This window comes from Variovorax sp. OV700 (assembly GCF_900099805.1).
GTDB lineage: Bacteria > Pseudomonadota > Gammaproteobacteria > Burkholderiales > Burkholderiaceae_C > Variovorax.
The window spans coordinates 116,157-134,480 of sequence record NZ_FNDR01000006.1 but is presented as its reverse complement, the minus strand read 5'-3'; the positions used below and the strand labels follow the sequence as shown (position 1 = coordinate 134,480).

The window sequence follows — 18,324 nt, the reverse complement described above, 5'->3', positions numbered from 1 at the left end:
CCGACCAAGAAGGAAGAACCAAGCCCATGAAAATCCAGCCTCGCAAGTTCCTGCTCGCCGCCGTCTGCGCCGCATGGCTCGGCAGCGCTTTTGCCGCGCCCGATGCGCGCATCGCCACGCTCGCCGCCAAGGAAACGCCCGCGCTGCTCGAGACGCTGAAGGAGCTGGTCTCGATCGAATCCGGCAGCCGCGATCTTGAAGGCCTGGAGAAGATCTCCGATCTCATCGCCGCCAAGTTCAAGGCCATGGGCGGCGAGGTCGAGCTCATCGATCCGAGCGCCGACGCCTACCGCATGGAGGACACGCCCGAGAAGATCGGCCGTGTCGTGCGCGCTACCTTCAAGGGCACGGGCAAAAAGAAGATCATGCTCATTGCGCACATGGACACGGTCTACACCGTGGGCATGCTCAACAAGCAGCCATTCCGCGTCGAAGGCGACAAGGCCTACGGCCTGGGCATTGCCGACGACAAGCAGGGGGTCGCGGTCATCACGCACACGGTCGCGATGCTGCAGGCGCTCAAGTTCAAGGACTACGGCACGCTCACCGTGCTGATCAACGGCGACGAGGAAATCAGTTCTCCCGGTTCGCGCGCGCTCATCACTCGACTGGGCGGCGAGCACGACGCGGTGCTGTCGTTCGAGGGCGCGTCGGTCAAGGAAGACAAGCTCTCGCTCGCCACCGCGGGCATTGCCTCGGTGGCATTGAACGTGACAGGCAAGGCCTCGCATGCGGGTTCCGCGCCGGAGCAGGGCGTGAACGCGCTCTACGAGCTCTCGCACCAGATCCTGCAGATGCGAGACTTGTCCGATCCGGCCACGGGGCTCAAGATGAACTGGACCATTTCGAAGTCGGGCAGCAACCGCAACGTGATTCCGGCCAGCGCCACCGCGGGCGCCGACGTGCGCGTGCTCAAGGTAAGCGACTACGACCGCATCGAGCAGCAGGTGCAGGAGCGCGTGAAGAAGCAGCTGATTCCGGAGGCCAAGGTCGAGATGAAGTTCGAGCGCCGTCGCCCGCCGCTCGAGGCCACCGATGCCTCGCGCGCGCTCGCAAAGCATGCGCAGCAGATCTACAAGGACGAGCTCGGCAAGCCGTTGGGCGCCGACGATGCGGTGGCCGGTGGCGGCACCGATGCCGCATTTGCAGCGCTCAAGACCAAGGCGCCGGTGGTCGAGCGCTTTGGCCTTCAGGGCTTTGGCGCGCATTCGGCGGACGCCGAATACGTGCTGGTCGACTCCATCGAGCCGAGGCTCTATCTTGCAACCCGCATGGTGATGGATCTCTCCCGCAGCAAGGTTGCAGGCAACTGAGTCGGCCATGCGCCTGCGCCACATCGAGGTCTTCAACGCAATCATGCTCACGGGGAGTGTGAGCGCGGCGGCACGGCTCATCAACATCACGCAGCCGGCGGTGAGCCGCACCTTGCAGCATGCCGAGCTGCAGCTGGGCTTTCCGCTGTTTCAGCGCGCCAAGGGCCGGCTCACGCCGACCACCGAGGCGCTCACGCTGTATCCGCACATCGAACGGCTGTTCGCGCAGCTCGACGAGGTGCAGCGCCTTGCCGCCAACCTGCGCGCGGGCAGCGACACCGGAGAACTGCGCATCCTGAGCGTGCTGGCGCTGAGCTACGAGGTGCTGCCGCGCGCGCTCAAGGCTTTCCGCGAAAAGCACCCGGGCTATTCGATCACCGTCGAGTCGCTGCACTCGCCGCAGATCATGTCGGCGCTGTTGCTGCAAGAGGCCGACGTGGGCTTTGTCTTCAGCCCGGCGGTGCATCCCTCGCTCACGCAGGAAACGCTGGCCGACACGCGCATGGTGTGCATCGCGCCCAAGGGAATGCTTCCGCGCGCGCTGGTGCGAAACGGTTCGGTGGCGCTGCACGACCTGGTCGACCGGCCCGTCATCGGGCTCGACAGCCGCGACCCGGTGGGCACCAGCCTGAGCCAGGCCTGCCGCCAGGCGGGCGTGGGCTTTCAGCAGGCGGTGGTCACGGTGCAGACCTATCACGCGGCGCTGTCGATGGCGCACCATGGGCTGGGCGTGGCGCTGGTCGATGGATGCACGGCCCGTTCGGCCGACGGCACCAAGGTCGACGTGCTGGCGCTGGAGCCGCACATTCCGGTGCCGGTGCGCGCGCTGCGTTTTGCGGGCAAGCCCGATTCGGTGGCGGTGCGCGGCATCACGCGCTGCATGCGCGAGGCGATCGAGCAGGCGGCCTGACAGGCGTGCCGGCCGATCAGGAGGCCGCGCGCTCCAGTGCCTCGGCAATCCGCCGCGCCGAGCCGAAGGCCAGCGTGAAGCCCAGGGCGCCATGGCCGGTATTGAACAGCATGTTTGCCGGCGCGCTCGGCATCCGACCGATGATAGGAAGCCCTGTGGGCGTGGCGGGCCGCATGCCGGTCCACGGGTGCAGCTCTTCCAGCCGGCTCGCGTGCGGAAAGAGGGCGCGCGTGGCAGCGGCCAGCGTCTGGATGCGGGTGGCCGGAATGCTCGCGTCGTGTCCCACCAGTTCCGCCATGCCGGCCACGCGAAGCCGCGAGCCGATGCGCGCGAACACCACCTTGCGCGCGCTGTCGGTCACGTTCACGCGAGGTGCGGCGCCCGCTGAGGGATCGACCTCCACGGTGATGCTGTAGCCCTTGAGCGGATACACCGGCAGATAGGCGCCGATGGCGCGTCCGAGCTTGTGCGAAGCCGAGCCCAACGCCATGACGAAGGCATCGGCTTCGATGTCTCCAATGCTCGTTTTCACGGCGGCCACCTTGCCTTCACTGCGGGCAAAGCCGTGCACGTCGGCACCGAGCAGAAAGCGCACGCCGCGCGCGCTGAGCACCCGCATGAGTTCGGCGCAAACCTTGAGACAGTCGGCCGCGCACTCGCTGGGCGTGTAGACCGCACCGACCATCTGGCCGCGATAGTCGGCGAGCGCGGGCTCGATGGCGACGCACTCTTCGGGCGACACGATGCGCTGCTCGCTGCCCATGGTGCGCTGGAGTTCGAGCTGCGCGCGCGCGCCTTCGAGCGCCGCCGGGCTCGCGTAGAGCACCAGCTTGCCGGTGGCGGAAAAATCGCAGTCGGGCGCGACGTCGGCCTGCATCGCTTCGAATTCGGTGCGGCTGAGCGCGGCCAGCGCGAGCAACTGGGCTGTGGTGTCGCGCGAGGTTTGTGCATTGCAGGCCGCAAGAAAGGCCAGGCCCCAGCGCCACTGCAAGGGATCGAGTTGCGGCTGCAGCTTGAGCGGGGAACTGGGCGAGAGCAGCAGCTTGGGCAACTGGCGCCAGATCGACGGATCGGCCAGCGGCTGCACGTACGAGTAGCTGAGCTGTGCGCCGTTGCCGCCGCTTGCGCCCGCACCGGGGGCCGCGCGGTCGATCACCGTGACCTGATGGCCCAGGCGTTCGAGTTGCCAGGCAGTGGCCAGGCCCACGATGCCGGCACCGAGCACACAGACATGCATGGAGGCAACTTTCCGGGGAGTGAATCGGGAGTGAACAGGAGACAGCATCGACTTTAGGGGCGCGCCGCGCCGGCCGGAAATGCCAAAAGCGCCGTGGCCCATAGCCAAACCGCATGCCCTGCAGCCCATAACCTTTGGGTATGGCCTAGGGTTCAATTGGAATTGTCGGAGTGCGTCACTCCTTCTTACACTGGCCGCTCCGTTCAATCCATCTGAAGAAGGCTCGCATGAAACTCTCCGCATTGATGGCCGCCGCCGCCGTGGTGCTGCTTTCCGCCACCGGCGTCCAGGCCGCCGACACGCTGGCCAAGATCGCCGAGTCCGGCAAGATCACGCTCGCCTACCGCGAGTCGTCGGTGCCCTTCAGCTACCTGGACGGGCCCAACAAGCCCATTGGCTTCTCGGTCGAACTCTCCAACGCCGTGGTCGAGGCGGTGAAGAAGAAGCTCAACAAGCCCAATCTGCAGGTGCAGCTGATGCCCGTCACCTCGCAGAACCGCATTCCGCTGATCACCAACGGCACCGTCGACCTGGAGTGCGGCTCCACCACCAACAACACGGCACGCGGCAAGGACGTGGCCTTTGCCGTCAACCATTTCTACACGGGCACGCGCCTGCTGGTGAAGAAGTCTTCGAAGATCAAGAACTACGCCGACCTGGCCAAGAAGACGGTGGCCAGCACCACCGGCACCACCAACGCGCTGGTCATGCGCAAGTACAACACCGAGAAGAACCTCGACATGGACATCGTGCTCGGCAAGGACCACGCCGACGCATTCCTGCTGGTGGAAAGCGACCGCGCCCTGGCATTTGCAATGGACGACATCCTGCTGTATGGCCTCATCGCCAACGCCAAGAACCCGGCCGACTACGAGGTGGTGGGCGACGCGCTGCAGGTCGAGCCCTATGCCTGCATGTTGCCGAAGGACGACCCGGCTTTCAAGAAGCTGGTGGACGACACTTTCATCAGCATGATGAAGAGCGGCGAGTTCGAGAAGCTCTACACCAAGTGGTTCATGTCGCCGATCCCGCCGAAGAACGCACCGCTGAACCTGCCCATGAGCCAGCAGCTCAAGGACAACATCAAGGCGCCGTCAGACAAACCGGCGATCTAAGCTCGCCCCCAGGCAACAAGGGAAGACTTGCGCAATGGTTTCCACGAACGTCGTTGGCATTCTGGGCGGCATGGGCCCCGCGGCGGGGGCCGACTTCGTTCGGCTGTTCGTGCAGGCCTGCGCCCAGCAGATGCGGGCACGCGGGGAGCCGGTGCGGGACCAGTCTTTCCCGGAGCACTGGCTCGCGCAGGTGCCGGTGCCCGACCGTACCGATGCACTGGGCTCGGCCGAGAACGGCGCGCACCAGCCGCTGGAGCCGATGCTGCAGGCGCTGGGGCGCCTTGCCGCATTGGGGAGCCGGGCGGTGGCCATTGCCTGCAACACGGCGCATGCGTGGCATGACCGGCTACAGGAACGTTTTCCGCAGGTAGAGCTGCTGCACATGGCGCGCGAGGTGGCACACCATCTTGCGGCGCAAGGTTCGGGCAACGTGGCGCTGATGGCTACCGAAGGTACCTACCGCGTCCGGCTCTACGAACAGGCGCTGGCCGAGGCGGGACTCGATTGCCACGTGCCACCGGCGGACGAACGACGCATCATCACGCGCGGCATCTTCGATGGTGTGAAAGCGGGCAACATGCGGCTTGCCGAAGAATGCTTTTCGCACGTGGCGCTGCGGCTCGCGGAACGCCACGGGCCCGTCACCATCATCATGGGCTGCACCGAGGTGCCGCTCGGGTTGCAGGGTTCGGCCGCGGTTGCCGGGCTGAATCTGGTCGATCCGGCGCAGGTCCTGGCGGCTGCATTGGCTCGCCGCGCTTATCGCGACTGAAGACTTTAGGTCACACAGCAGCCCTGTTGACATACAGGCTGGCCGGATACGGCCCGGGCTGATTTCGCCTACATTGCGGCGTGCGTTTTTGCGCATGCCCCTTTGTTCGACGATTCAACTGGAGCTCTACCCATGTCCCTTCGCGACGACAGCCGTTCCGATTTCGATTCGCTTCGCCCCGGCGAGAGCACAGAGCAGGGCGCCACGCGCCGCACCGCGCTCAAGGCCGCCATTGGCGTGGGCTACGCGGCCGCCGTCATGCCGGTCATGGCGCAGACCGCGATCAGCACTTCGGCCGAAGGCCTGAAGGCAGGGCCGATCAAGTACACCGTCAACGGTTTCGAAGTGCCGGCCTATGCGGCCGCGCCGGCCGGCAAGACCGGGCTGCCGGTAATCCTGGTGATCCAGGAAATCTTCGGCGTGCACGAATACATCGCCGATACCTGCCGGCGCTTCGCGCAACTCGGCTACCTGGCCATTGCCCCCGAGCTCTATGCGCGGCAGGGCGACCCGCGCGGCTACACCGACATCCCCAAGCTGCAGGCCGACATCGTGAGCAAGGTGCCCGATGCGCAGGTGCTGGCCGACCTCGATGGCGCACTTTCGTATGCATCGGCCAACGGCGGCAACGTATCCAAGGCCGGCATCACCGGCTTCTGCTGGGGCGGACGTTTCGTGTGGCTCTATGCCGCCACCGGCAAGGTCAAGGCTGGCGTGGCCTGGTACGGCCGGCTGGTCGGTCAGCCCAGCGAACTCACGCCGCGGCACCCGGTCGATGTTGCGGCTAACCTGCAGGCGCCCGTGCTCGGCCTTTACGGCGGCAAGGACCAGGGCATCCCGCTTGACACGGTTGATAAGATGAAAGCAGCGTTGGCAAATGGAACCCCGGCTGCCAAGGCTTCGAGCTTCGTCGTGTATCCCGAAGCAGGCCACGCGTTCCACGCCGACTATCGCCCGAGCTATGTAAAGAGCGCGGCCGAAGACGGATGGCAGCGCGCCACCGCCTGGTTCAAAGCCAATGGCGTCGTCTGACGACAGCCTGTAGCCACCCACCGCCGAAGGCCGTCCCAGTGACGGCCTTTCTCTTTTTATGAACGATATCGGGCGTCGATGCCCATCGACATTGCAGCTATGAATTTGATAGTGATCATCCTGGCCACCCTGGTCGCCGGCATCGGAAGCGTGTGGCTGGCCGCCTTGCTCCTGCGCGTGGGCGTGCGCAGCGGATCGGGTGGCGTGAACTCACAGCACCTGCTCAGCCTGGCCGCGGGGGCGCTGCTCGCCACGGCCTTCATGCACCTGCTGCCCGAAGCCTTCGAGAGCCGCATCGAACCCGCGATGCTGTTCGGCGTGCTGCTGTTCGGCCTGGTGTTCTTCTTTTTGCTCGACAAGGCCGAGCTCTGGCACCACGGACACGAGCATCACCACGGCGACGCTTTGCCGGGACCGGTGGGGCAGCAGGCGGCCGGGCACGCGCATGATCACGACCACGGCGGCCATGCGCATCACGATCACGGCGATCACAGCCACGGCCACGCACCCCGTGCGGGCGGCGGCTGGGCGGTGCTCACCGGCGACAGCGTGCACTGCTTCGGCGATGGCATCCTGATCGCGTCGGCCTTCATCGCGGACATCCGTCTCGGGCTGGTCGCGGCCGTCGCCGTGCTTGCGCACGAAATCCCTCACCACATCGGCGACCTGGTGGTGCTGCGCCAGAGTTCGGCCAACCAGCGTGTGGCGCTGGTCAAGGTATCGCTGGCCGGCACCATGACCATGCTCGGCGGCATCGTGGGGTGGTGGCTGGTCGATCGGCTGCACGGCCTGTTGCCGTACTTCCTGGTGCTGGCCGCCAGCAGCTTCGTCTACGTGGCGCTGGCCGACCTGATTCCCCAGTTGCAGAAACGACTGCCCGCGCGGCAGACCGCCGCGCAGATCGCCTGGCTGATCGTCGGCATTGCGCTCGTCACGCTGGTGAGCCGGCTCGCGCACGGCGAGCACGACCATGGCCATGCGGAACACGGCCACGCGGAGCATGGCCATGCGCACGAAGGCGAAGGCGCCCCGGCGCACAAGGACTGACAGGCGGACTGACCGGCATCGGGTGGATACTTTCCGAAACCCACACCTGTCCGGGGAATGGCGCACGGCACCCGAAAGAGGTGCACCATTGGGGGTATGACGAATGTCTCGCCTATGCAATCGCCGAGGAACCGATCATGAACAACGTCGACGCCAAGAAGCGTTCTGCTCCGCCATCGACAGAGGATGACGACGACTCGCCTGTCGATGATTTCGAAGAATCCGAATCGGAATCCGAAGCCACCGACGACCTGTCGGACGAAACCGGCATCGACCTGACGGATGCCAGCGAACTCGATGCCGACAACGTTCCCGCGGACGAAGAATTCGACCGGGTGATGAACGCACCCGATTGAGCCGATTCTTGATCAGCCCTGGGCCGCAGCCGCTGCGCGCAGACGCTGCGGGCCGAGCATTTCTGCCGTAAGACTGAAGCCCGCGATGCGCTCCGGCAGCGGCAGGCCGCGCGCCAGTGCGGCGCACGCCTCGCCCATGGCCGCCGACGTCTGGATGCCGTAGCCGCCTTGGGCCGCTACCCAGAAGAAGCCCGGTGCATCGGATTCGAAACCGCCCACCAGGTCGCCATCGGCCACGAAGGAACGCAGGCCGGCCCAGGTGCGGGTGGGGCGCCGGATGGTAAGCGTGGTTGCTTCCTCGATCCGATGGATGGCGATGGCGATGTCCAGTTCCTCCGGCTGCACGTCCTGCGGTTCGACAGGGTCGGCATTCGCCGGCGAGCCGAGCAGCATGCCGGCGTCGGGCTTGATGTACCAACCTTCATCGGCACTGAACACCATGGGCCAGTGCGCCACGCTGCCGCCGCTGCCTTCGGGCGGTGCGAAAATGAAGGCCGAGCGCCGCCGTGGCTCGATGCCGATGGGCCGCACGCCCGCCATCTGCGCAATGGTGTCGACCCACGCGCCCGCGGCATTGATCACTACCGGCGCTTCGTAGACTTTGCCGCCGGCCGTCACGCGCCAGCGCTCGCCGATGCGCTCGATGGCGGTCACGCCGGCATCGCACGCCAGTTTGCCGCCGGCTTGCCGCATCCCGCGCAGATAACCCTGGTGGATGGCGTGCACGTCCATGTCAGCCGCCTCGGGCTCGTAGACGCCGCCGGCGACGTGCTCGGGCCGCAGCACCGGCACCATCGCGAGCGCCTCTTCGCCGCTGAGCCGCTGCGCGCCCGTGTTCATGGCGCGCAGCACTTCCCAGTGCGCGTCGAGTTCGCCCATGTGGTCGGCGCCCGCCACCATCAAGGCGCCGCGCGGGGTGAGCAGCGGGTGCTCCGAAAATCCCTCGGGAGGGTGTTCGAGAAACGCGCGGCTCGCCATGGTGAGGGCGCGCACCTGCGCCGTGCCATAGCTTTCCATGAAGAGCGCGGCCGAGCGGCCGGTGGAGTGATAGCCCGGCTGGGCTTCGCGCTCGAGCAGGATCACTCGGGCGTGCGGGGCAAGCCAATGGGCCACCGAGGCCCCGGCAATGCCGCCGCCAATCACAAGGAAGTCGGCTGCGACGGACGCTTGGGTGTTGGAAGTCATCGGCGAAGTGTAAAGACAAATTTGCGGATACGCAAATTTCGCAAGTGCCATCCGTAAGGAGAGAGGTGCAGATGCAGCGGTGAAATTTGCGTCGACGCAATTTGCCAATACGCAAATTCCAGGCCTGGGTCGATACGATCCGAATGGATGGCGCGGCATCGGGCTGGCAGAATCGCAGCGCATCACAACAGAGAGCCAAGCGTGAATCCACACACGAGGACCCAGTCCGGGACGAGGCCGACGGACGAGCCGCCGACGCTGGACCGCACCACCTTCGGCCATCGCCTGCGCACCGCGCGCAAGCGTTTCGGCTGGACGCTGGCAGAGCTGGCCGAGCGATCGGGCGTGTCGATCACCACCATCTCGCGCGCGGAGCGTGGCCAGCTCGCGCTGGGCTACGAGAACTTCACCGCACTGGGCCGCGCGCTGCAAATGGACATGAACGCCATGTTCGCCGGCGCCGGCGTGAAGCCCGCGCAACTCGACAGGCCGGTCGTCACGCGCGCGGGCAAGGGCGTGGTCTACCGCGGCCTGTCGATCGCGTATGAATTCCTCGGCACCGCGGCGGCCGGCAAGCAGATGAGCCCCATCGTGGGCACCGTGCATGCGCGCAGCATCCATGGCCCGGAAGACTTCGTGCGGCACTCCGGCGAGGAATTCGCCTATGTGCTGTCGGGCGAGATCGAAGTGCACTTCGACAACGGCGAAGTGGTGCATCTCGCGCGCGGCGACTCACTGTATTTCGACAGCCGCATCGGCCACGCCTACGTGAGCGTGAGCCGGCAACTCGCGAAGATCGTGGGCATGACGACGACGGAGAGCGGGCACATGAGGTCGGCGCGCGAGGCGCCTGCATCCTCGTCGGCAGGCAAGGTTTCGCCTGAACCCAAGTCGAAATCCAAGCCCGCGGTCGCAGCAAAGAAAACCGCACGCGGCCGCGCAGGCTGACGGTTAGCTGGCCGCCCTCAGGGCTGGTCCTTGGGAAGGTCGCCGGGGCGGCCGGGCGGGCGACGATGGGCTGCTGCCGCAGCCGCGGCGGCCGCATGCTGCTGGGCCTGTTGCTGTTGCTGCTGGCGAATCTGCTGCTGCTGCGCTTGCTGCTGTTGACGTTGCTGCATCGCCTGCTGTTGCTGTTGCTGGCGCGCCGCTTGCGCCTGTTGCTGTTGCCGCTGCAACTGCTCTTGTTGCTGCTGCTGTTGTCGGGCCTGCTGCTGCGCCTGCTGCTGTTGGCGTTGCTGATGCTGTTGCTGCATCGCCTGCTGTTGCTGACGCACCGCTTGCGCTTGTTGCTGCTGCTGTTGCCGGGCCTGTTGCTGCGCCTGCTGCCGTTGCATCTGTTGCTGTTGAGCCTGTTGTTGGGCTTGCTGCTGCATCTGCTGCCGCCGTGATTGCTCCTGCTGTGCCGAGAGCCTTTGTTGACGGGCCTCCTGCGCGGCGTGCTGCTGTTGCTGGGCCTGCTGTCGCCGCGCTTGTTCTTGCTGTTGCTGTTGTTGAAGCAGGGCCTGCGGCTGCGATGGCTGCTGGTTGGAATTGCGCGCCTGTTGCCGTGCCTGTTGCTGCGCCTGTTGTGCTTGCTGGCGCTGCAACTGGTCTTGCCGCTGTTGCTGCTGAAGGCGAGCCTGCCGCTCCTGTTGCTCTTGCTGACGCTGGCGCGCCTGCAACTGCTGAGCTTGCCGTCCGGCCTGTTGTTGCTCCCGCTGTTGGCGCATGAAGGCTTGCTGCTGCTGCTGCTGCGCTTGTCGTTGTTGCTGCTGTTGCTGTGCCAGCTGGGCGTTCTGTTGCTGCGCCAAGCCCGGAGCGCCCGCGAAATTGGGCGCGGGAGCGCCTGGCGGCATGGGGCGCGGCGCATTGTTGTTGTAGACATTCCGCACGTTGTTGACCACCGTCGTCGAACGCGAGATGTACGTGCTGTTGTTGTAGACCACTGCGGGCCGGGCGTAGGCCGGCTGCACCGCGCGATCCTGGCTGCGGTAGCGCGGTGCGCCCCAGTTCATGTCCCATGAACGCCAGCCCCAGTCGTGGCGTTCGAGCGCGGCGCCCACGACCACGCCGAGCCCGAAGGTGAACGCGCCGGCCGCCGCCATCTGGCCGCGGCTGTAGCCGGGTGCCACCTCGACGGGCGGAGCATACGCATAGCCGGGATACACGGGCACCGGCTCGCCGTAGATCCGCTGCGGGTCGTAGCTCGGCACGTACACCACGTCGGGCTGCGCGGGCTGAATGGTGATGAGCTGCGGTGGCGGCTCGATCACGGCGGGGCCGGCATAGACCGGTTGCATGTCTGTTGCCGGCGTGTAGTTCTGCGGTGTCGCGGCGCTCGCGACGCGCAGCTTGCCGTTGTTCTTGAGCCGGCCCGCCGCCGATGCGCGCTGGCGCATGACCTGGATGGCGTTCATCACGTCGGCCGGATCGTTGTAGTAGGCCTGGCCGAGCGCGTCGGTCCACGCGATGTTGCCGGCCATCTGGTCCAGCACCGGGCGGAATGCGGTGAGCGACTTCACGCTCGGATCCCAGGGCTGCTGGTTGGCCGCATCGGCGAGGGGACCGCCCTTGAGCGCAGTGTTCTGCGCGAGCCAGCCATGCGCGGCGGTGATCTGGTCAGGATAGGTGGAGCCGGCCAGCACCTGCGCCACCAGCTTGTCGGGATACAGCGCGATGGGAGCGACGAGTTGGTAGAGCTGCTCGGCCGAGGGCGGCGCATAGGCTGCAGGCGCTGGAGCGGCCGGTGCAGGTGAGGGCGCAGGCGCGGGTGCAGCCGCCATTGGAGGCGCAGGTGCCTGGGCGCTGGGCGCGTTGTCGGTCTTGTTGCAGCCGCCAATGGCGAGCGCGCCAATGCACAGCGAGATCGTCACGAGCCGCGCGGCTGGCGTGCGGCGGAATGATGTTGTCATCTGGAGTTCCTATGAGCGTCGACCTTGTCACGCCCTGAACTCTTTCAACGGCGCGTCACCTGTGGCGACGACGCCAGCTTGCATCGCCGATGCAACGGTCTGTGTCGGTGCTGCGCCGCCTGCGCTGTCGGCGCAGAACCACAGGCTCCCGGTGAGGCCTACTTGGCGCCGCCCGCGTACTTGGTGACGCTGGTCGCGTTCACGTGATAGCCGCTCACGCCCATCATCGAATCGTTGCGCAGGGTCTGCAGCTTGCCGGTGACCCACACGGTGTCCATGGCGCGGAACTTGGCGCCCTTTGGCGTGACCACATGCAGGATCTGGTTGGCCGGCGGCGGCGGCGTGTGGATGCACGCGCCGAAGTAGGGCACGAGCAGGAACTCGGTCACCTCGCCCTTGGCCTCTTCGAGCGGCACGATGAAGCCCGGGATCTTGATGTCCGCACCGTTCATCGCCGGATTGGTCGGCGCGTTGTTCGACACCTCCTGCATCTTCATGAGCAGCTCGTTGGCGCGGGGGTCGCCGTCGTTGAGCGCGCTCAGGTCCATACCCTTGAATTCCTTGGCCGGGTCCCAGTCCTTGGGCACCAGTTCTTCCCAGGTAATCTGGCGCGGCTGGCCCGGCGCGGCCTTGGCTGCGGCCGGCGGTGCAGCCTTGCCGCCGAGGGGGTTCGATGCGGTCGTGTCCTTGGGCGCGGGTTCGGCGGCCCATGTGGCGGCAGCGAGGCCGGCGCCGGCGAGCAGCATCGAAAGCCGGGAAAAAGCTCGGAGCGTAGGTGTCTTCTTTGCGATGCGCATGGTTTCAAATCCTCGGTGAGAGGCCGTCGGCCAACGAGAGCCGGTAGGCACGGATGCCGGGCAAAAGGCTTGCGAGCCAGCCCGCCACCAGCAGGCTTCCCATCAGCAGCCATTCGTTCAGTGTAGGTTCTGAAAGACTCAATGTCAGCCCGAACTGCGACTGCAGCCATGGCGAGAGCAGGGCGATGCCGAGCACGGCCGTGACCACGCCAAAGGCCACACCCAGCACGGTGACCATGGCGCCCTCGAGCGCGAGCAGCGCCAGCACGTGGCGCAGGCCGGCACCCACGGCGCGCAGCACGGCCAGCTCGCGCCGCCTCTCGTTCAGGCCTGCCATCACCACCGAGACGAGGCCCGCGAGGCTTACGAGCGCAACCAGCGCCGACATCAACAGCAGCGCGTTCTCGCCGATGCCGATCACGCTCCACAGTTCGTCGAGCGCCACGCCCGGCAGGATGGCCATCAGCGGTTCGCCGGTGTAGGTGGAAATCCAGCGCTGCACGCCGAACACCGCGGAGCGGTTTTTCAGGCCCACGAGTGCGGCCGTCACGTTCTTCGGTGTCAGGTCGAACTTGCGCACCTGCTCGGCCGGAATCTTCACGCCCGGCATCGGCGCGCCGCCCACCCATTCGAGGTGGATCGCTTCCATTGCTTCGAGCCCGATGTGCACCGTGCGATCGACGGGCGTGCCGGTGCGCGCGAGCACGCCGACCACCGTGAAGGGCTTGTCGGCATGTTCGGCCGTGTTGAGCTCGCCGCTGCCGTGCGCGAGCGTGATCTTGCGGCCGACGTGGTAGCCGAGCTTGTCGGCCACTTCGGCGCCGACCACCGCGTCGAACAGTTCGCTGAAGGGCTTGCCTTCGCGCAGCTTCAGCTGCTGGCGGTCGCCATAGCGGAAACGGCTGAAGTATTCAGGCGAGGTGGCCAGCACCGCGAAGCCGCGGTGCGAGTCGCCCAGCGAAAGCGGCACCACCCAATCGACGCCCTGGTGCGCGGCCAGCGCCTGCACGCTCTTCCACGAGATGTTGTTGGTGGCCGCGCCGATGCGGAACACCGAATACAGCAGCAGTTGCGTAGAGCCCGTGCGTGCACCCACGATCAGGTCGGTGCCCGAGACGGACGATGCGAAGTTCTCGCGCAGCTCGGTGCGTATGCGTTCGACGCCGAGCAGCAGAAAGGTCGACAGGGCGATCGAGAACACCGTGAGCGCCAGTGTGAAGCGCCGGTTCCAGGCGCTGCGCCAGGCGATCGAAAAAAGTGCTCTCATCGGCAGGCCTTCATGCGTCCACCGCCATCGCAACCGAAACCGCGCGGTTGATTTCGGGCAGCAGCACATGCCGGGCAAAGCGCTGCGCGATGCGCTGGTCGTGGCTCACGAACACGAGCGCGCTGTGATTCACCGCAGAGGCCGTCAGCAGCACGTCGAGAAAGGCTTCGCGCCGGTCTTCGTCGAGTGCGGAGGTGGGCTCGTCGGCAATCACCACTTCGGGCTGGCCGATGAGCGCGCGCGCCGCGGCCACGCGCTGCTGCTGGCCGACCGACAACTGCATCGCCTGGCGCTTCCACAGGTTGCGGTCGAGTCCCATCTGGTCGAGCAGGTGCTCGGCTTCTTCGCGGGGGCTTCCACCGCGCGCGGCCTGCGATGCGCGCCGCTGCGAGAAACGGCAGGGCAGCAGCACGTTGTCGAGCACGCTCAGATAGGGCAGCAGGTTGAACTGCTGAAAGATATAGCCCACGTGTGCCACGCGGCAGCGGTCGCGTGCGGCACCCGAGAGTTGCGACCAGTCGTGCCCCAGCAGCGTGACGCGGCCTTCGTCGGCCACCAGCACGCCGGCCAGGAGCGACAGCAGCGTGCTCTTGCCGCAGCCGCTCGGTCCGTGCAGAAAGACCGACTCGCCGGCCGTGATGCGAAAGGCCTCGATGTCGATGCACGGCGCCTTCATGCCGGGCCACGCGAAGCGCAGCGCTTCGACGGCGAGCACCACGCGCAGTGCCGACGACTCGCCCTGGGGGGCGGTGCTCACGGCCTTACTTGCCCCAACTCAAGCGCACCGGCTGTGCGGCCTGCGCACCGGCAGGGCGCTTGAGCTGGCGCTTGAACTGGCCTTGCGCCGATGCGATCTGCGCATCGATCTGGCGCGTGCCTTTGAATGCGGCGAAAAGATTCACGTCGATGAACTTTGCCGCGGCCGCGGTGGTGCAGTTGAAAGAGAAGGTGGCGTCGAGGTCCGCGTGGCCCTCGGGCTCGCTCGGGTCAGGCTTGCCGAGGCCGAGCGCGCCGGAGCGCAGGTCGACGGGGCCGAGCTTGCAGTTGGCCGCCGGGTCGATGGCAAAGAGCTTGTCCGCCGCGCGCAACTGGGCGATGGCGTCTTCGGCGGTCTTCTTCTCGGCGTCTGTCTTGGGTGCGCGCTCGAAGCCGACGATGTTGTCGAGCGGCGATTCCATGTTGATCACGACGGTGGGACCGTCGATGGCCACGTCGAGCTTGAGCTGGCCGTGCACGTGCGCATGCTGCTGCTGTGCCTCGGAGGAAAGAAAGGGGGTTGCCGCGAGCATTGCCGCGGCAAATGCGAAGCCGGATGAAATGCGTCGTCGAAGTCGGATCTGTTTCATGGTTCTGCGCCTTGCCGGGTCGGCAGCCCCGGCGTGTTGCTCCACTCGCTCCAGCTGCCGGCATAGAGCGCGGTGGTCCCCAGTCCCGCGATCTGCATTGCAAGCAGGTTGGGCACGGCACTCACGCCGCTGCCGCACTGGTGGACGACCGTCGCCGGATCGCGTCCCGCGAGCAGCGCTTCGAACTCGGCACGCAATTGCGATGCCGACTTGAACTTGCCGTCGGGGCCGAGGTTTTCGGCGAAGGGCCGATTGAAAGCCCCGGGGATGTGACCCGCGATCGGGTCCAGAGGTTCCACCTCTCCGCGATATCGTGCGGCGGCTCGCGCGTCGATCAGGTTCTGGTCAGGCTGGCAGAGCCGGCGCACCACGGCGTCGGTGGTCACGAGCTTCGCGAGCGGTTCGCCCGGCACGAAATTCGACTGAAAGTGCGTCGGCTCTTCGCGGTTCGTGACTTCGCCGCCCGCGGCTTGCCATGCCTGCAGGCCACCATCGAGCACCGCGACCGCGTCGTGCCCCATCCACTTGAGCATCCACCAGAGCCGGCCGCAGTAGTTGGCGCCGTTGCGGTCGTACACCACGGCCTGCATGTCGTTGGAAAAGCCGACGCTCGACAACCAGGCCGCGAACTTCTCGCGGCTGGGCAGCGGATGGCGCCCGCCCGAGGCCGGCACGCCGTCATCCCGCGCGACGACCACGTCGCCCTGTGCGCCAGGCATGCCGTGTTTGGCGCTGAGGTCGGAGTCGAGGTTCGCATACACGGCGCCAGGGATGTGTGCGGCGGCATATTGCAGCGCGCCCGCCTCGGGCTTCATGAGGTCGAAGCTGCAGTCGAAGACCATGAGAGGCGCGCCGCCAGCCTGCAGCTGCTGGAGTTGTTCGACGCTGACGAGGGTGGTGTACATGGTGCGGTTCCTTCGCTGTCGCTGAATACGATACGGTTCAGTGTTCTTCTGCCGGCGCCTTGGGTACCGCGCGCTGGCGCAGCACGGTGGCTGCGATGCCGCTCACGATGATGAGCGCCATGCCGGCCCAGCCGGCGGCGTCGATGCGATCGTCGAACAGCACCACACTGTAGAACGCCGCAAAGACAATGCCGGAATACTGCAGATTTGCCACCACCAGCGTGCCGGCCTGGGTTTTGGCCGTGGCGTAGGCGCGCGTCATGCAAAGCTGGCCCAGGGCGGCCAAGAGGCCGATCGGCAGCAGCCACAGCGCATGCTGCCACGTCCACGAATCTCCGCCCGAAAACCCGGTGACGGCCGTGGCAAACGCACCCGCCACGGCCGAGCCCACCGCGAAATAGAAGACCGTACGCAGTTCGGGTTCGCCGATGCGCGACAGCGCCACCACCTGCATGTAGGCAAACGCCGCCGTGAGACCCGAAAGCAGACCGAGCAGGCCCGCGAAACCTTCGTTGGCGTTGACCGAGGGCTTGAGCATCAGCACCACGCCCACGAAGCCCGCGAGCACCGTCAGCACCAGCGGCCCCTGCAGCGGCGGGCGCTGCACGCGGCCGTCGCGGCCGGGCACCGGCACCCATGCGAGCAGCGCGCCGCCGACCAGGAAGGCCGCGATCCAGACGCTGCTCATGTAGTTGAGCGTGACCGCGGTGGCCAGCGGCATATGGGCGATGGCGTAGAACCATGCACCCAGCGACACCACGCCGATGGTGCTGCGCCAGGCGTGCATGCCGGGGTAGCGGGTGGCCAACGAGACACCGCGGTTGCGCGACAGAAGCCACAGGAACACGATGCCGATCAGGCCGCGCCCGAGCACCATCTCGCCGCTGTTGAACCAGGCCGAGGCCACCTTGACGACCACGCTCATGGTGGCGAACAAGAAGGCGCCCAGCACCATCCAGAGTGCTTGCACTATGTGCTCAGGCGCTCTGCATTGCGCTGCGGTACCACTCGTGGAATTGCTGCATGCCGTCTTCCATCGGGCTCTGGTAGGGGCCGCTCTCGTCGTCGCCACGCAGCATGAGGGCGCGGCGGCCGGCGTCCATGCGCTCGGCGATCTCGTCGTCTTCCACGCAGGTTTCCATGTAGGCCGCCTGCTGGGCCTCGACGAACTCGCGCTCGAAAGCCACGATTTCCTCGGGGTAGAAGAACTCGACCATGTTGAGGGTCTTGGTGGGGCTCACCGGATGCAGCGTCGACACCGTGAGCACGTGCGGATACCACTCGACCATCACGTGCGGGTAGTAGGTGAGCCAGATGGCGCCGTACTTGGGCGGCTTGCCCTCTCGGTACTTGAGGAGCTGCTCCTGCCACTTCTGGTAGATCGGGCTGCCCGCGCGGCCGAGCCGGTTGGCCACGCCCACGGTCTGCACCGAGAAGTTGCGGTTGAACTCCCAGCGCAGGTCGTCGCAGGTGACGAAGCTGCCAAGGCCCGGGTGGAACGGGCCGACGTGGTAGTCCTCGAGATAGACCTCGATGAAGGTCTTCCAGTTGTAGTTGCACTCGTGCAGTTCGACCCGGTCGAGCGCGTAGCCCGTGAAGTCCAGGTCGGCGCGAGGGCCGAGTTCGGCCATGTCGGCCGCCACGTCGCGGCCCACGCCGTTCGGGCCGCCCTCGAACAGCAGGCCGTTCCACTCGGTGAGCGGATAGTTGTGCAGGTTGAGGCAGGGGTCCTGGTCGAAATGCGGCGCACCGATGAGCGTGCCCGTGGCGCGCGGGTCGGCGGCCGCGTAGGTCCAGCGGTGCAGCGGGCAGACGATGTTGCCGCCGGTCTGGTTGTCGAGCTGGCCGCGGCCTTGCAGGATGAGCGCCTGCCGGTGGCGGCAGACGTTCGAAATGAGTTCGACACCCTTGGGCGTGTGCACCAGCGCGCGGCCCTGGTGCTCCTGCGGCAGGGTGTGGAAGTTGCCCAGCTCGGGCACCGCGAGCCGGTGGCCCACGTAGCGCGGCCCTTGCGCGAACAGCGTTTGCATTTCGCGCGCGTAAAGCGACTCGTCGAAGTATGCGGAAACTGGAAGTTGGCTCGCGGCCTGCTGCAGTTGAAGACTTAAATCAGACATGGAGGACCTGACCAAGCTCCCCACAGGGAGAAAA

18 protein-coding genes are annotated in these 18,324 nt (G+C 66.4%); 8 read left to right on the top strand and 10 right to left on the bottom strand.

Going from position 1 to position 18,324, the window contains the following annotated elements; genetic code table 11:
• Positions 1 to 26: 26 nt before the first annotated feature.
• On the top strand, positions 27 to 1,313 hold the full coding sequence (locus BLR24_RS15835; RefSeq protein ID WP_093018506.1) for a M20/M25/M40 family metallo-hydrolase: 1,287 nt from the start codon (positions 27 to 29) through the stop codon (positions 1,311 to 1,313).
• A 7-nt stretch (positions 1,314 to 1,320) separates the two neighbouring features.
• Positions 1,321 to 2,223: a LysR family transcriptional regulator gene (locus tag BLR24_RS15830; RefSeq protein WP_093018504.1), complete on the top strand. Its 903-nt coding sequence runs from the start codon at positions 1,321 to 1,323 to the stop codon at positions 2,221 to 2,223.
• A 16-nt stretch (positions 2,224 to 2,239) separates the two neighbouring features.
• On the opposite strand, the gene BLR24_RS15825 is transcribed toward BLR24_RS15830, so the two are convergent.
• Positions 2,240 to 3,460 carry a D-amino acid dehydrogenase gene (locus BLR24_RS15825; RefSeq protein WP_093018502.1) on the bottom strand — a complete coding sequence of 407 codons (1,221 nt, stop codon included), beginning with the start codon at positions 3,458 to 3,460 and terminating at the stop codon, positions 2,240 to 2,242.
• A 227-nt stretch (positions 3,461 to 3,687) separates the two neighbouring features.
• Between BLR24_RS15825 and BLR24_RS15820 the strand changes: the two genes are divergently transcribed.
• The 5 genes from BLR24_RS15820 (at position 3,688) to BLR24_RS15800 (ending at position 7,782) form a co-directional block, all read left to right on the top strand.
• Positions 3,688 to 4,575, top strand: coding sequence for a transporter substrate-binding domain-containing protein (locus BLR24_RS15820; protein ID WP_093018500.1), 888 nt, complete (start codon positions 3,688 to 3,690; stop codon positions 4,573 to 4,575).
• Positions 4,576 to 4,609: 34 nt separating this feature from the next.
• On the top strand, positions 4,610 to 5,347 hold the full coding sequence (locus tag BLR24_RS15815) for an aspartate/glutamate racemase family protein (protein WP_093018498.1): 738 nt from the start codon (positions 4,610 to 4,612) through the stop codon (positions 5,345 to 5,347).
• 132 nt (positions 5,348 to 5,479) lie between these two features.
• Entirely contained in the window at positions 5,480 to 6,379 is a 900-nt protein-coding gene (locus tag BLR24_RS15810) for a dienelactone hydrolase family protein (protein WP_093018496.1), read from the top strand.
• A 99-nt stretch (positions 6,380 to 6,478) separates the two neighbouring features.
• A complete protein-coding gene (locus BLR24_RS15805; RefSeq protein ID WP_175543286.1) occupies positions 6,479 to 7,426 on the top strand; it encodes a ZIP family metal transporter in 948 nt (315 codons plus the stop codon).
• 137 nt (positions 7,427 to 7,563) lie between these two features.
• Entirely contained in the window at positions 7,564 to 7,782 is a 219-nt protein-coding gene (locus tag BLR24_RS15800; RefSeq protein ID WP_093018492.1) for a hypothetical protein, read from the top strand.
• Positions 7,783 to 7,794: 12 nt separating this feature from the next.
• Here BLR24_RS15800 and BLR24_RS15795 read toward each other — a convergent pair whose 3' ends face one another.
• Complete coding sequence (locus BLR24_RS15795) at positions 7,795 to 8,967, bottom strand: NAD(P)/FAD-dependent oxidoreductase (RefSeq protein ID WP_093018490.1); 1,173 nt, start codon at positions 8,965 to 8,967, stop codon at positions 7,795 to 7,797.
• A 201-nt stretch (positions 8,968 to 9,168) separates the two neighbouring features.
• Between BLR24_RS15795 and BLR24_RS15790 the strand changes: the two genes are divergently transcribed.
• Positions 9,169 to 9,915: a helix-turn-helix domain-containing protein gene (locus BLR24_RS15790; protein ID WP_254787331.1), complete on the top strand. Its 747-nt coding sequence runs from the start codon at positions 9,169 to 9,171 to the stop codon at positions 9,913 to 9,915.
• 17 nt (positions 9,916 to 9,932) lie between these two features.
• Here the strand turns inward: BLR24_RS15790 and BLR24_RS15785 are convergent, their stop codons facing one another.
• The 8 genes from BLR24_RS15785 to BLR24_RS15750 all read right to left on the bottom strand — a co-directional run bounded on the left by BLR24_RS15785 (position 9,933) and on the right by BLR24_RS15750 (position 18,290).
• Entirely contained in the window at positions 9,933 to 11,858 is a 1,926-nt protein-coding gene (locus BLR24_RS15785) for a DUF3300 domain-containing protein (RefSeq protein WP_093018486.1), read from the bottom strand.
• Positions 11,859 to 12,016: 158 nt separating this feature from the next.
• The gene (locus BLR24_RS15780) at positions 12,017 to 12,655 is read right to left on the bottom strand and encodes a DUF3299 domain-containing protein (RefSeq protein ID WP_093018484.1); all 639 of its coding nucleotides are present in this window, start codon (positions 12,653 to 12,655) and stop codon (positions 12,017 to 12,019) included.
• Positions 12,656 to 12,659: 4 nt separating this feature from the next.
• Positions 12,660 to 13,922 carry an ABC transporter permease gene (locus BLR24_RS15775; protein WP_093018972.1) on the bottom strand — a complete coding sequence of 421 codons (1,263 nt, stop codon included), beginning with the start codon at positions 13,920 to 13,922 and terminating at the stop codon, positions 12,660 to 12,662.
• Positions 13,923 to 13,932: 10 nt separating this feature from the next.
• Positions 13,933 to 14,679: an ABC transporter ATP-binding protein gene (locus BLR24_RS15770; RefSeq protein ID WP_093018482.1), complete on the bottom strand. Its 747-nt coding sequence runs from the start codon at positions 14,677 to 14,679 to the stop codon at positions 13,933 to 13,935.
• Positions 14,680 to 14,683: 4 nt separating this feature from the next.
• The gene (locus BLR24_RS15765) at positions 14,684 to 15,268 is read right to left on the bottom strand and encodes a DUF2796 domain-containing protein (RefSeq protein WP_093018480.1); all 585 of its coding nucleotides are present in this window, start codon (positions 15,266 to 15,268) and stop codon (positions 14,684 to 14,686) included.
• Positions 15,265 to 16,173, bottom strand: a complete 909-nt coding sequence (locus BLR24_RS15760; RefSeq protein ID WP_093018478.1) for a sulfurtransferase — start codon at positions 16,171 to 16,173, stop codon at positions 15,265 to 15,267. The genes BLR24_RS15765 and BLR24_RS15760 overlap by 4 nt, the downstream gene beginning before the upstream one ends.
• A 37-nt stretch (positions 16,174 to 16,210) precedes the next feature.
• Entirely contained in the window at positions 16,211 to 17,128 is a 918-nt protein-coding gene (locus BLR24_RS15755) for a DMT family transporter (RefSeq protein ID WP_093018476.1), read from the bottom strand.
• A 22-nt stretch (positions 17,129 to 17,150) separates the two neighbouring features.
• Positions 17,151 to 18,290 (bottom strand): aromatic ring-hydroxylating oxygenase subunit alpha, encoded by a 1,140-nt coding sequence (locus BLR24_RS15750; RefSeq protein ID WP_093018474.1) that lies wholly within the window; start codon positions 18,288 to 18,290, stop codon positions 17,151 to 17,153.
• Positions 18,291 to 18,324 lie beyond the last annotated feature (34 nt).

What these genes read in the sequence shown, in the direction of transcription:
- BLR24_RS15835 (WP_093018506.1), top strand. Translation starts at nt 27, where the DNA reads ATGAAAATCCAGCCTCGCAAGTTCCTGCTCGCCGCCGTCTGCGCCGCA.
- BLR24_RS15830 (WP_093018504.1), top strand. Translation starts at nt 1,321, where the DNA reads ATGCGCCTGCGCCACATCGAGGTCTTCAACGCAATCATGCTCACGGGG.
- BLR24_RS15825 (WP_093018502.1), bottom strand. Translation starts at nt 3,460, where the DNA reads ATGCATGTCTGTGTGCTCGGTGCCGGCATCGTGGGCCTGGCCACTGCC.
- BLR24_RS15820 (WP_093018500.1), top strand. Translation starts at nt 3,688, where the DNA reads ATGAAACTCTCCGCATTGATGGCCGCCGCCGCCGTGGTGCTGCTTTCC.
- BLR24_RS15815 (WP_093018498.1), top strand. Translation starts at nt 4,610, where the DNA reads ATGGTTTCCACGAACGTCGTTGGCATTCTGGGCGGCATGGGCCCCGCG.
- BLR24_RS15810 (WP_093018496.1), top strand. Translation starts at nt 5,480, where the DNA reads ATGTCCCTTCGCGACGACAGCCGTTCCGATTTCGATTCGCTTCGCCCC.
- BLR24_RS15805 (WP_175543286.1), top strand. Translation starts at nt 6,479, where the DNA reads ATGAATTTGATAGTGATCATCCTGGCCACCCTGGTCGCCGGCATCGGA.
- BLR24_RS15800 (WP_093018492.1), top strand. Translation starts at nt 7,564, where the DNA reads ATGAACAACGTCGACGCCAAGAAGCGTTCTGCTCCGCCATCGACAGAG.
- BLR24_RS15795 (WP_093018490.1), bottom strand. Translation starts at nt 8,967, where the DNA reads ATGACTTCCAACACCCAAGCGTCCGTCGCAGCCGACTTCCTTGTGATT.
- BLR24_RS15785 (WP_093018486.1), bottom strand. Translation starts at nt 11,858, where the DNA reads ATGACAACATCATTCCGCCGCACGCCAGCCGCGCGGCTCGTGACGATC.
- BLR24_RS15780 (WP_093018484.1), bottom strand. Translation starts at nt 12,655, where the DNA reads ATGCGCATCGCAAAGAAGACACCTACGCTCCGAGCTTTTTCCCGGCTT.
- BLR24_RS15775 (WP_093018972.1), bottom strand. Translation starts at nt 13,922, where the DNA reads ATGAGAGCACTTTTTTCGATCGCCTGGCGCAGCGCCTGGAACCGGCGC.
- BLR24_RS15765 (WP_093018480.1), bottom strand. Translation starts at nt 15,268, where the DNA reads ATGAAACAGATCCGACTTCGACGACGCATTTCATCCGGCTTCGCATTT.
- BLR24_RS15760 (WP_093018478.1), bottom strand. Translation starts at nt 16,173, where the DNA reads ATGTACACCACCCTCGTCAGCGTCGAACAACTCCAGCAGCTGCAGGCT.
- BLR24_RS15755 (WP_093018476.1), bottom strand. Translation starts at nt 17,128, where the DNA reads ATGGTGCTGGGCGCCTTCTTGTTCGCCACCATGAGCGTGGTCGTCAAG.
- BLR24_RS15750 (WP_093018474.1), bottom strand. Translation starts at nt 18,290, where the DNA reads ATGTCTGATTTAAGTCTTCAACTGCAGCAGGCCGCGAGCCAACTTCCA.